Raw genomic sequence first — 12,349 nt, forward strand, 5'->3', positions numbered from 1 at the left:
ACATGGCTGTGAATACAATACCCGCACAGCCATGTATATCACCAACATAAGGGGATGAACGAAAATGAAGAAAAAAACATCGGTCTGGGTGCTTTTACTCGCCGTAGCCATAGTGACAGCGGGGTGTGAAACAGGCTCACAAACAAGTTCGCAAACAGGACAAACGGCTCAAAATGAGCAAAAGGGTGCCGTCTCGGCACAAGCGAATGGTTCGGGAGCGACTGTAGATACACCGAAAACAGGAGGACAAGCAACCACAGACACTACTATAGCGAAAGTCCGCATGGACAATATTACCGCGTTGCGTTTGATCGACGGCCAATCCGGCTGGATCGGCGGAAATGGCTGGATTGCCCGAACGGACGCGTCTGCATCCGGTTCAGTCGGATCGACGTGGAATGTGCAATATCAGGGTCAAGGTACGGTTCAGCAGATTTTTGCCTTGAACGGGCAGCAAGGCTGGGCTGTTATGGCAGACAGCGGATCGCTGCTGGCCACTCGCGATGGCGGCAAACGCTGGGAGGTTGTTGGGACTGTACCTGAGCAAGGGCAAACGGGCTTTTTACACTTTGTATCATCCAAGGAAGGGTTCAGTGGCAACCAATATACGAAGGATGGCGGGCAAAGCTGGTCTTCGCTCCCCGTGCCTGGCCACATGGTAGGACAGCCATATTACCATGATCGGCAAAACGGCTGGGCGGTTACGCAGGACACAGACCGTTCATTCCAGATTTTACATACCGTTAACGGGGGCCAAAAGTGGACTACTGTCATGTCACGGACAACGGAGGCGCCTCTAAATGGAGCCATTATTCGTTCGGTAGAACGTGGCAACGCATGGATCGAGCTGGTTGGAGATACGGGGATGAATCAGACGTCGTATTCGCTTTGGCATACTGCCGATAGTGGACAAAGCTGGCGTCCTGTACTGGCGAATGCCACCGCTGGCGGTGGCCCGGCACCAGGTATTAGCCAGCAAGACAATCAGGTTCCTAAAAATGAAGGGGCGGCACCAGGTATGCTCTATGCGGTTAATAGCAGTACCGCATGGATGGGCGGTTATTGCGCACCGTGCGACAAGCCCAATACGATTGGCTGGACGACTGACGGCGGCAAGACGTGGAACAATGGAAAGCAAGGCTTTGACGGTTATGGCGGTCAGCAAATCGGGATGGCAAATGCCAAAGAAGGCTGGGCTATTTTTTCGGACTCAGAGCAGGCCCCAGTTATGTACACTACCTCGGATGGTGGACAGCATTGGACGCAGAGCCATGTATTTGATAAGCCTGTGACACCAGGCTCCTAAGGAGGGAATGCATATGAGCCAACATAAGAAAAGTGTGATCACATGGACGGACGGTCGTGAAGTACCGCTCATCGGGCAGGGCACGTGGAATATGGGCGAAAAAGCCTCACTTCGGCAGGAGGAGATGCGTGCGCTTCAACTTGGCTTCGAGCTGGGCATGTTGCTGGTGGACACGGCTGAAATGTATGCGGAGGGCGGCGCAGAAGAGATCGTCGGAGAGGCCATTCAGGGGCGCCGGGACGATGTCTATCTTGTCAGCAAGGCTTACCCTCATCATGCGGACCGCCAAGGACTGGCTCAAGCGTGCGAAGCGAGCTTAACCCGCATGGGAACGGATTACATGGATATGTATTTGTTGCATTGGCGAGGGAATATTCCACTGGAAGAGACAATAGAAGGTATGGAAAAACTGCGTGAGCAGGGCAAAATCCGCAGCTGGGGAGTGTCCAATCTGGACAAGTCCGACATGGAGGAGCTATGGAGCCTGAGTGGAGGCGAAGCCTGCGCTGTCAATCAAGTGCTGTATCACGCGGCTTCGCGGGGCATCGAATATGATCTGCTACCATGGAGCCGTGCGAATGGAGTGCCTGTGATGGCCTATTGCCCGATTGCCCAAGGTGGTCGCCTGCGACGGGGCCTGCTGGAGCATCCTGTTATGGTAGACATTGCTGCCAGCCACGGGGTAACTCCATCGCAAATTGCGCTTGCGTGGGTCATACGAGACGGTGATGTCTGGGCCATTCCGAAGGCGGTACAGGAATCGCATGTACGAGAAAATGCAGCGGCAGCAAGTATTCGGCTCACCCCTGAACAACTTCAACAAATAGACGAAGCTTTTCCTCCGCCGATGCGGAAGCAGCCGCTGGATATGGTTTGAGGAAGGAGGAGCCCATGACAGAGCGAGAGACAGAACTGCATGAGGTAGATGATCATCTGGATTATGGATTATCCGTTGTATTCATCGGCTTTAATCCCAGCCTGAAATCAGGCGAGGTAGGACATCATTATGCGAATCCGCGCAACCGCTTTTGGCGCATACTTGAGGGAGCAGGCTTGACACCTCGCTTGTACAATCCATCGGAAGATCGGGAGCTGCTGAAGCTGGGCTTCGGTTTTACGAACATTGTTTCCCGTCCCACGAGGGGAATGGAGGACATTGCACGCGAGGAATACGCCGAAGGACGTCTGAAGCTATACGAGAAGCTAAAGGAATACCGCCCGAAGGTTGCTTGCTTTGTCGGCAAAGGCGTGTACACCGAATACAGTAAAAGATCCAAAGTAGATTGGGGATTTCAGCCTGAACCGCTAATTCCTGAGATGCATGAATTTGTGGCACCTTCGTCTAGCGGACTGGTGCGCATGTCGCTGGAAGAAATCACAGATATTTATCGCCGTCTTCAAACGTTCCTTTCGTCAGAAATATCTGAAATGCAGTAAGTACGGTGAATATAGCTAGTACAAAAAGAACCACACGCTTCGGTTCCTGCTGGGAAGAGCGTGTGGTTCTTTGAGCTGTTTCTATTGTAAGGCTTTCGCCTGCCATGCCTGTTCCACGGGAACATAAGGATATCCCAGATCACGTGCGACCGCTTCGTAGGTAATATGTCCATTTAGGACATTGGTGCCACTAAGCAGTGGTTTGCTTCTGCGAAGCGCCTCCTGCACACCCAAATCTGCGAGCTGGAGAGCAAAAGGGAGCGTCGCGTTCGTCAGGGCCAGCGTCGAGGTTTGCGGTACCGCGCCCGGCATGTTTGCTACCGCATAGTGAATGACGCCATGCTTCACATAGGTAGGCTGATCGTGTGTGGTGATATGGTCAATCGTCTCGACAATGCCGCCTTGGTCGATGGCGACATCCACAATCACAGAACCGGGCTGCATCGTCTGTACCATGGCTTCCGTTACGAGCCGCGGAGCTTTGGCACCAGTGATTAGGACAGCGCCGATCAGCAAATCACTTTGCGCCACGGCTTCAGCAATGTTGGACGGGGTGGACACTAGCGTATGGAGCTGATTGCCAAAAATATCATCCAGTTGGCGCAGTCTTGGCAGGCTTAGGTCGATTAGTGTCACATCTGCCCCGAGACCGATGGCGACCTTGGCAGCATTAGTACCGACCACCCCTCCGCCAATAATGGTCACTTTACCGCGTTTGACCCCCGGCACACCTGCCAGCAGGATACCTTTGCCACCCTTTGGTTTTTCCAGCAGCTGTGCTCCAATTTGTACAGCCATTCGACCGGCAACCTCACTCATCGGAGTAAGCAGCGGGAGGCTGCCCTCAACATCTAGTGTCTCATAGGAAATAGCGGCTACACCGTTGTCTGTTAAAGCGCGGGCCAGTGCTGGCTCGGCGGCCAAATGCAGATAGGTGAATAAAATCAATCCTGGTCGGAAATATCCGTATTCAGAGGGGAGCGGCTCTTTTACCTTGATGATCAGATCCGCCTGGGACCACACGTCCGCAGCTTGCTGCACAAGAGTCGCACCCGCAGTGGCATAATCTCCATCCGTAAAGCCGCTTTCAACACCTGCGTGGCTTTCCACAAACACATGATGTCCGTGTTGGATCATTTGAGCTGCACCTGCGGGCGTTAGAGCGACACGATTCTCATTGTTTTTAATCTCTTTCGGAACCCCAATTTTCATTTCATTCACCTCTCCTAAAAATAATGGTTAAGAAAATTTCACTATCATTTTTATGCAGCCTGCTGATTAGTTACATGGACTCAAGCCGATAAATGCAATTCATGTTAGATTAGGTACAGTTTACAAGGGGTGAAGCTCCTTGACATCATACATTTTGTCGGATTATCTGACTTAAAGGCTCGACTTTTTGATGAATATATGTCATGTAAAATGACATAAAGACATATACATAAGGAGAATGCCGATGAACGGTAAAAAAACATTTACCATTGCGGATGTGCTGGAACGTCCCGTTTTCCGGCGGGCGAAGCTGGCGGCGGGGGAACAGGGCGTACATCGCCGTGTGGGTTGGGTCCATGTGCTAGAAATCACAAATGTCTCTCCGTTTGTGAGCCGGCATGACTTGATTTTGACGACCGGCCTGTGGCTCACCCGGAAGGGGGAAGAGCGCGCCGAGTATATGGAGCAACTGATCCGCTCGGAAGCCGCGGGATTGTGTGTGGAGCTGGGCACGAGCATTCATGAAATCCCTTCTGAAATCCTGGAGTTGGCGGAACGACATCACTTCCCGGTCATCGTATTTGAGCAGCCAGTGCGTTTTGTTGAAATTACACAAGATATTCATTCCCTACTTATTAACCGACATCATGAACTCCTAAAAGATCTGGAACGATTTTCACGTCAACTTCAGCAGGAAACCCTGCGCAGTACTGATATGAGCGCCCTCTTGCGTGTGCTCCATGACTATGCAGCCCGGCAGGTCATCTACATGTCTTCCATTGATACCAATCGATTCGTACCTTCCGTCCAGCCGGATCTAGCGGACCGTATTGCAGATTTTTATGCCCATGAAGTGGAATCTAGTATGACCGCCGATCGGGAGGGGCATCTGCTATTTCACCTGAATGAATCCACTGCCGTGTTGTTTCAGCCCGTTGTATGCTTCGGTCAGGTGTTTTCCGCAGTAGGTTTGGTGCTGCATGGTGAAATGCCGACAGAAGAAATGTCGCTGCTGCTCGATTACACGGCCAAGGCGGCCGCTACATTGGTGCTGAGAACACAGTTTCTTGAAGACCGATTGCTGCGTAATCAAAATGAATTGATTCAGGATGTGCTGAGCGGGCAGCTTCCCAGTGAAGAGCAGGCCCAGACCCGAATGGGCCTGCGATTGTTATCGAAGGGACAGTATTTATTTTGGGCAGGGGTCATTGAGGTGGAACATCAGGACAAAGATGCCAGTCAGGTGCGCAAGGAGTCCATCAATCAGGATGTGCTAGTGCTACTTCGTTCATTGTTGAAAAAAGAAACGTTGCACAATCTGTTGATGATGAAGGGGAGTCAGTGTTACATCCTTTGTGCCAAGGAGGAATTAACACTGCGTTCCGCAGCGCAAATGAAAAAAGTGCTTGCCCATACAGTTCAATATATTCAGAACTATGCCGCAGGACAGCTTGATAAGGTGCGCATTCATGCAGGCTTTGGTAAGGTAAGGCATCGCATGACGGGGACGGATCGCAGTTTTGAAGAGGCATATGAGGTCATTGAAGTGGCACGAAGCGTCCCAGTCATGAAGGATCGGTTATTTTACGACAGCATCGGAATCTATCAGTTGTTGAAGGCGGTGCCCCGCATTCCTTTTCTACAAGAGTTCGTAGAGGACCATTTGGGTGGGCTGATTGCGCATGATCGTGAGCACCATATGCAGCTTCTGGATACACTGGATGCCTATTTTCAATCCCATGGTTCCAAGCGTGATACCGCCGGAATTTTGTACATTCACAGACAGACCCTTTATAATCGGCTGGATAAAATTAATGAAATCATAGAGGGAAATCTGGCAGACCCTGACAAACGTCGTTGCCTGGAAATGGCACTACTGGCTTACCGGATGCTGCAGGCTGAAAATTGATCCTAAATAACTAGTTCTATTTTCCATTCTACTCATTTACAATGCGTGTTAACACTGAGATAATAGAAGAGATTACGGAAATATCTTGAAAGGGGATTAATATGAATATAAAAAAATGGATTGCCGTCCCTCTTATTCTGTTAATGGTAGCTTTGACAGGTTGCCAGGCAGTAGGCGGATTTGATGTAAGTAAAAATTTATTGGGAACACTTGATGTGAAATCCCAGCAGACAACGGAGAAAATCTCTCTTAAGTTGACTCCCAAAGAAGGAATCACGCAAGGAGATAAAGAAATCGTAGATTTGATTAATTCGATTTCCGTCACTGTGGATGAAGCCAAAGTACAATCGGAGGAACTTGCTTCTGCCAAAGGTACATTGCACATCGATAAGTATAATTTGCCGTTTGAACTTGCTTTAGACCGCCAAGGTTTGGCTATTCAACTGGAAGGTGCCAAAAAACCTTATTACATATCTCTGAACTCGCAAGAGAGTTTGAGCGGTCTGCCTGCTGGATTTGATCCATATGTATATTCCAAAGACGTGAGAGAACTGACGAAAACAGCCGCTGCACTTATGCTCAAGCATGCGCCTAACCCTTCGACCATTTCTGCAACGTCTGTAACCGAGGAAGTATACGGTGAGAAAGACAAAGTGAAACTGACCCATCTGCATGCTGAACTTCGTGGTGATGAGCTGGTAACATTGGTAAAACCGTTCCTGGCGAATCTGGCCAAGGACGAAGCAGGCTTGAAAGAGCTGATCGGGCAAGCCATTGATATGACGAAGACGATTGCTTCCGGCATGAATATTGAAGATAGTGATAAAGTAACAGCGGAACTGAGTGCTAACAAAGAAAAAATGGTCAATGAGGCTTATACCGAAGTTAAAAAATATTTGGATCTAGCTGTTGATCAATATGATGTAGGCGTTAGCACCATGTATGCACAGTCCCCTGAAATCAAAACGGTCCTGAGTGCTAACACGGTTCTGAAAAGCGACATGTATTTTGATGAAAAAGGAAATGTTCGCAAAGCGGCAACAGACCTGACGGTTGCTTTGCCAGATGTGGATGGTCTTCCGGTGAAGTCCTTCACAATTCTGACCGAAACTCAATCTTGGAACGTCAATGGTAGTGTGACGGCTGATAAAGTGGATATTTCTAACGGTGTTATTGACTTGAATAAACAAGCTGAATTAACTCCGGGAGCGACGCTGCGCAATTTTGAAGCGAATTCTCCGATCTACAACATTTTAAAAAATGATTTGGAAATTACAAAAGTAGAAACAACTTTCGATCCTAAAGACGATTACTACGTCTTGGAGAATCGTGGTGGTACTGCCTTTATTCCATTGCGTGAACTGACGAGCGAACTGAACTCCGAGTTAAAATGGGATGCAGCTGCCAAACAGACTACTGTAATTGATGATATTACAGGTAAGACGATTAAGCTGAAAAGTGGCTCTAAACAAGCTGTATTGGAAGGAAGCACATTGACGTTGCCACAAGCTCCATATACGGATGAATATGGCACATTGTATGTTCCTTTCAAATCAGTTGCCGAGGCGCTTGGCGCCACAGTAACTCGTAACAGTGATGGAGAATATGTACTGAAACGCGACTAAAAAGAAATTCAAGGAACCGGCCCAATTAGGGGCTGGTTCTTTTTTAGTTATATTGATAAAATGCTCAGTAAAGCGATTAAAATAAGCGCTTACAAATTTTAAAAGTGCCATACTTTCATACAGGGAAAATTGAGATAATGATAGTATCATTCCAGCATAGGAAAACACATACAATTAGGGGGATATACGATGAAAGATATGGAACTATTGAATTCCAGAGAGGGACAAATAGTGCTTGCCCGAATGTACGGTCAACAGCAAATCTCTGAGCAAACGACTCGATATGAATCACTTATACAGGCGTATCGGGAGCATTTTGGTGTAGGGGATATTGAACTGTTTAGTGCTCCGGGGCGCTGCGAAATTGGTGGAAATCATACAGACCACAATCACGGGAAGGTGCTGGCAGGCAGTATTACACTTGATACCATCGCTGTAGCTTCTAAAGTGGAGGAATCTGTAATTACATTCTTTTCTGAAGGCTACAAGACGAAGTACGTCATCGATTTAACTGACTTGTCGCCAAAACCGGAGGATGACAGTACGATGCTGCTGGTCCGTGGTATTGCCGCTGGTCTACTTGAATTCGGATACCGTATTGGGGGATTCCAAGCTTATATATCAAGTAATGTATTCTCTGCTTCAGGTTTAAGCTCTTCCGCTTCTTTTGAAATGTTGATATGTACGATATTAAATCATTTTTATAACGAGGGAGCGTTAGATGCTGTTGCTAAATCCAAAATTGGTCAGTATGCAGAAAATGGCTATTGGAACAAGCCGTCGGGGCTGCTCGATCAGATGGCTTGTGCGTATGGCGGCTTGATTTCCATTGACTTTGAAAATCCCAAGGAACCGATCATAAATCCTGTTCATTGGAATTTTGAACAAAACGGATATTCCCTTGTTATTGTAAATACAGGTGGAAATCATGCTGATTTAACGGACGATTACGCGGCAGTGCCCAACGAAATGCGTGCAGTGGCACAATCTTTAGGCGCAACGGTTTGCCGTGACTTATTGCCGGAGGATCTATATGCCAACCTCAAGATGGTCAGGGAAAAAGCAGGAGACCGTGCAGTGCTGCGGGCATTGCATTTTTTTGAAGAAAATAGACGTGTGGATGAACAGGTGAAATCACTGGAGGAAGGGCGCTTTACTGATTTCCTGAGGCTCGTTACCGAATCTGGTAATTCCTCATGGAAATGGCTCCAAAACGTATATAGAAGTGGGATTGCGCGGGAACAAGACGTATCGGTTGCACTGGCTTTAACCGAAATGTATTTAAAGTCAATAGATAACAGCGCATGTAGGGTACATGGTGGTGGCTTTGCTGGTGTCATCTTGACGATTCTTCCGAATAATCATGTGGATAATTATAAGGAGTGGATCAGCGGCATGCTGGGAACTCCGGTACTTGTTGTCAACGTCCGTGAGGACGGTGCTGTTAATGTTAGTGATTTGATCAATGTTGAACGGACTCATTGCGAGTCTACAAACTAGTCAGTCAGTAGAAGACTTTAACCCATGGGTTAAGGTCTTCGTCCTTTTTATCGCCGATACAGCTTGGGTTTGCGTTATAATAAAGAGATGATAGTTTTAATGAAGGAGGGCCTGTCATGGCTATATACCCGTCCTGGTCCTATTCGCAATCGAGGGCTCAAACGTTCGATGAATGCTTACGCAAATACTATTATCATTATTACGGCTCGCATAATGGCTGGAATTCGGCACAGGGCACTGAAGAGCAAGTTACATTGTATCGGCTCAAGCAACTGAGCAACTTATATATTTTATTCGGGAATATTACGCATCAAATGTGTGAATCCGTCATACGTGGATGGATGGAAAAAGGGGCTATCCCGCGCACAGCATACCTTGAGACAGCTATGAAGAACATGTTGAATAACAGCTACAAGGAATCGCTACACCGTGAGCTATGGCTACAAGATCCGAAAAATCGCGTCATGCTGGCGGAGGTTTATTACGACGACGAGGTGCTTCCAGAACGGATCGCCCTTATTAAGGAGCGGCAGCACGCGGTGATACACAATTTGTACCGTACTGCGGTTTGGCGTGAACTGCAACAGGGAAAGGCCCGAATTGTAGAAGTGGAGAAGTGGGATACGATGCTCCTTCATGAGACGAAGGTGTATGTCAAAATGGATTTGCTCTACCGTAGAGACAATGGAGACATGGTCATCGTGGATTGGAAAACAGGCAAGGAAGGCGATTTTTCCGACCAGCTTTTTTTGTATGCTTCCTATGTGCAGGAGCACTATCAGCTTCCTTTGGAGAAGATTGAGGTACGTGTGGAGTATTTGATGACAGGAGAGCATGAGGTATATCGTCCCGCGCAAGAAGATATCGACAAAGTGGTTGGTAATGTAGGACGATACATCGATGAAATGAAGTCCTGTCTCAATGACGATTACTATAACCGCCCCAAGTCCGAGTCTTTCTTCACTCCGATGCCTTCACGCAGAGCGTGCGGAGGCTGTAATTTTCGTGAGGTGTGTAAGTACCGAGCGGTGTGAAATGACTTGATCGCCTTTGCCACCGGATTCCTACCCTAATTAAAGCTAGTGAATCCGGCCATATGGCAAATCTATAATTCTTCTATATTTTGAAACCGCTTTATAATTTAGATGACGCGAGGTATGATAAGGGTATTATTGGAAAATGTGAAGGAGGAAGTTAGGAAGATGACGAGTACAGAACACGCACGTATTCTATTTCAGGGAGATTCTATAACAGACGGAGGAAGGGGACGAAATGAGGATGCGAACCATTGGCTGGGTCAGAGTTATGTGTATCTGATCGCAGGTGCATTGGGGAGCCGTTTGACGACCACACAGCCAGAATTTGTGAACCGGGGAATCTCGGGGGATCGAGTTTCGGATTTGTATGCACGCTGGAATGAGGACATGTTTAGCCTGAAGCCAGACCTGCTCAGCATTCTAATCGGAGTGAACGACGCCTGGCGGATCGTCGAGCAGGAGCCGTCCGGGGTGACGGACCGATTTGAACGAGCCTATCGCCACCTTCTGGAAGAAACGCGTGAAGTGATGCCTGATCTGGGACTCGTGCTGTGCGAGCCGTTTATTTTGAAAACAGGAGCTACCGAAGCGCGATGGAACATTTGGCAAGAAAAAATAACGGGGTATCAGCGTATTGTACGTCAGCTAGCGGACGAATTTGGTGCTGTATTTGTGCCGCTCCAGAGCATGTTGAACGAAGCCGCTACCCAGGCGGACGCCTCCTATTGGCTGCATGACGGGGTTCATCCGACAGCGGTTGGGCATCAGTTGATAGCTAATCAATGGATAGATATCGTGCAAAAGAGTCCGCTGGCGATTCGCTAACAGGGTCATACATAGTCTACTCCTTGTCATTTTTGGGTAATACACGATTATGGACATCATTACTTATGTTATGGTTCCATCCAAAAATGAATGTCAAAGGGGGTGCTTCTTGCTTCGTCATAAGCGGAGCAAGAGAGGGCTATGGAAACGATAAATATCATTTTGGTTATAATACTTATCGCATTAACTGCCTTTTTTGTGGCCTCGGAGTATTCCATTATTCGTGTGCGGGTATCTCGCATCAATCAATTGGCCTCAGAAGGTAACAAAAATGCGAAAGCTGTTAAAAACATTCTTTCTCGGCTGGACGAGTATTTATCTGCTTGTCAGCTCGGAACGACATTAACCTCAATGGCGCTAGGCTGGCTAGGGGAATCTACTGTTGAACATCTGCTACACCCCCTGTTTGTGCTGGCTCATATTCCGCCAGGCCTGACGGGAGTGCTCTCCTTTTTGCTGGCTTTTCTGATCTTGACCTATTTTGAGGTGGTCATTGGGGAGCTGGTACCGAAAACATTCGCCATACAGATTGCGGAACCGATGGCATTGTTTTTTGCCCGTCCGATCACGATATTTTATAAAATGACCTATCCTCTGAATTGGGTTCTTAGTCGTTCATCGCGTGTCATTACAGGTCTCTTTGGGCTCAAAAAAGTATCTGAAGAAGATGCAGCACTTAGTGAAGCTGAGCTTCGTTTGGCATTATCTGAAGGTTTTCGTAGTGGTGAAATTACACCGACAGAATATCGATATCTGAACAATGTATTTGATTTTGACGACCGTGCAGCGCAGGAAATTATGGTACCGCGCATCCACATCCGCTCCATCTCCCACCAGGCAACAGTGGCCGAGTTTATGGAGCTGATCGAGGACAAAGTTTATAATTTTCTACCTGTAGCTGAACATGGCGACCGGGATCGTATTATCGGGATGATTCGCGTTAAGGAAGCCCTGCATGATTTGGCACGTGGGCACAGCACAGGGAATACGACGATGGCTTCTTATATTCATCCGGTGCTTCAGGTTATCGAGACGGTTCAGGCTCGGGATCTGCTGATTCAGATGCAAAAACGGCGCATTCCAGTAGCGGTGCTGGTGGACGAATATGGTGGAACATCTGGACTTGTCACACTGGAGGATATTATGGAGGAGATTGTTGGAGACATTCCTTCCTATACCGACACCGAAACCCCCGCAGCGTTAACTCCACTCATTACAAAAACAGATGATCATCGTTACATACTCAAATCACAGGCGCTCATTCATGAGGTCAATCGGCGCTTGGAGACGGATATTGAGGCCGGGGACGTATATACGATTGGTGGATGGATGCTTTCAGAGCGTTTTGATATCCAGCAAGGAGACAAGCTGACCATCGGTTTATGGAAGTTTACTGTACTGGAAAAAAACGGTCACCAAATAGACACAATTGAAGCAATGAAGAAAGCAGTCGTTGAACAGAAAAATGACAATGATTTTTAATAATGGAAAATGGCTT

10 protein-coding genes are annotated in these 12,349 nt (G+C 47.8%); 9 read left to right on the forward strand and 1 reads right to left on the reverse strand.

Annotation, left to right across the window (positions count from 1 at the left end):
* Nucleotides 1-64 precede the first annotated feature (64 nt).
* From MKY75_RS05265 to MKY75_RS05275, 3 genes are read left to right on the forward strand one after another with little or no spacing between them, the layout of a single operon-like run.
* Entirely contained in the window at nt 65-1,306 is a 1,242-nt protein-coding gene (locus MKY75_RS05265; protein ID WP_039269410.1) for a WD40/YVTN/BNR-like repeat-containing protein, read from the forward strand.
* Nucleotides 1,307-1,319: 13 nt separating this feature from the next.
* On the forward strand, nt 1,320-2,183 hold the full coding sequence (locus MKY75_RS05270; protein ID WP_340884565.1) for an aldo/keto reductase: 864 nt from the start codon (nt 1,320-1,322) through the stop codon (nt 2,181-2,183).
* A gap of 14 nt (nt 2,184-2,197) precedes the next feature.
* A complete protein-coding gene (locus tag MKY75_RS05275) occupies nt 2,198-2,743 on the forward strand; it encodes a mismatch-specific DNA-glycosylase (RefSeq protein WP_029516095.1) in 546 nt (181 codons plus the stop codon).
* Between the two features lie 81 nt (nt 2,744-2,824).
* On the opposite strand, the gene ald is transcribed toward MKY75_RS05275, so the two are convergent.
* Nucleotides 2,825-3,955 (reverse strand): alanine dehydrogenase, encoded by a 1,131-nt coding sequence (gene ald, locus MKY75_RS05280; RefSeq protein ID WP_340884567.1) that lies wholly within the window; start codon nt 3,953-3,955, stop codon nt 2,825-2,827.
* A 244-nt stretch (nt 3,956-4,199) separates the two neighbouring features.
* On the opposite strand from ald, the gene MKY75_RS05285 reads away from it, so the two are divergent.
* From MKY75_RS05285 to MKY75_RS05310, 6 genes are all read left to right on the forward strand, one after another.
* Complete coding sequence (locus tag MKY75_RS05285) at nt 4,200-5,864, forward strand: PucR family transcriptional regulator (protein WP_340884569.1); 1,665 nt, start codon at nt 4,200-4,202, stop codon at nt 5,862-5,864.
* Between the two features lie 101 nt (nt 5,865-5,965).
* Nucleotides 5,966-7,489, forward strand: a complete 1,524-nt coding sequence (locus MKY75_RS05290) for a copper amine oxidase N-terminal domain-containing protein (RefSeq protein WP_029516098.1) — start codon at nt 5,966-5,968, stop codon at nt 7,487-7,489.
* Nucleotides 7,490-7,678: 189 nt separating this feature from the next.
* Nucleotides 7,679-8,989, forward strand: a complete 1,311-nt coding sequence (locus tag MKY75_RS05295) for a galactokinase (protein WP_069010359.1) — start codon at nt 7,679-7,681, stop codon at nt 8,987-8,989.
* A 116-nt stretch (nt 8,990-9,105) separates the two neighbouring features.
* Nucleotides 9,106-10,023, forward strand: a complete 918-nt coding sequence (locus tag MKY75_RS05300; RefSeq protein ID WP_340884570.1) for a PD-(D/E)XK nuclease family protein — start codon at nt 9,106-9,108, stop codon at nt 10,021-10,023.
* A gap of 168 nt (nt 10,024-10,191) precedes the next feature.
* A complete protein-coding gene (locus MKY75_RS05305) occupies nt 10,192-10,851 on the forward strand; it encodes an SGNH/GDSL hydrolase family protein (RefSeq protein ID WP_029516101.1) in 660 nt (219 codons plus the stop codon).
* A 141-nt stretch (nt 10,852-10,992) separates the two neighbouring features.
* Complete coding sequence (locus MKY75_RS05310) at nt 10,993-12,333, forward strand: hemolysin family protein (RefSeq protein WP_340884571.1); 1,341 nt, start codon at nt 10,993-10,995, stop codon at nt 12,331-12,333.
* Nucleotides 12,334-12,349: the final 16 nt, after the last annotated feature.

The sequence above is a fragment of the Paenibacillus sp. FSL L8-0663 genome, from assembly GCF_038008125.1.
In the GTDB taxonomy this organism is placed as follows: Bacteria; Bacillota; Bacilli; order Paenibacillales; family Paenibacillaceae; genus Paenibacillus; species Paenibacillus polymyxa_D.

Bases quoted from the DNA above. Each gene is read 5' to 3' on its own strand.
- MKY75_RS05265 (WP_039269410.1), top strand. From the start codon at position 65: ATGAAGAAAAAAACATCGGTCTGGGTGCTTTTACTCGCCGTAGCCATA.
- MKY75_RS05295 (WP_069010359.1), top strand. From the start codon at position 7,679: ATGAAAGATATGGAACTATTGAATTCCAGAGAGGGACAAATAGTGCTT.
- ald (WP_340884567.1), bottom strand. From the start codon at position 3,955: ATGAAAATTGGGGTTCCGAAAGAGATTAAAAACAATGAGAATCGTGTC.
- MKY75_RS05305 (WP_029516101.1), top strand. From the start codon at position 10,192: ATGACGAGTACAGAACACGCACGTATTCTATTTCAGGGAGATTCTATA.
- MKY75_RS05275 (WP_029516095.1), top strand. From the start codon at position 2,198: ATGACAGAGCGAGAGACAGAACTGCATGAGGTAGATGATCATCTGGAT.
- MKY75_RS05310 (WP_340884571.1), top strand. From the start codon at position 10,993: ATGGAAACGATAAATATCATTTTGGTTATAATACTTATCGCATTAACT.
- MKY75_RS05270 (WP_340884565.1), top strand. From the start codon at position 1,320: ATGAGCCAACATAAGAAAAGTGTGATCACATGGACGGACGGTCGTGAA.
- MKY75_RS05290 (WP_029516098.1), top strand. From the start codon at position 5,966: ATGAATATAAAAAAATGGATTGCCGTCCCTCTTATTCTGTTAATGGTA.
- MKY75_RS05300 (WP_340884570.1), top strand. From the start codon at position 9,106: ATGGCTATATACCCGTCCTGGTCCTATTCGCAATCGAGGGCTCAAACG.
- MKY75_RS05285 (WP_340884569.1), top strand. From the start codon at position 4,200: ATGAACGGTAAAAAAACATTTACCATTGCGGATGTGCTGGAACGTCCC.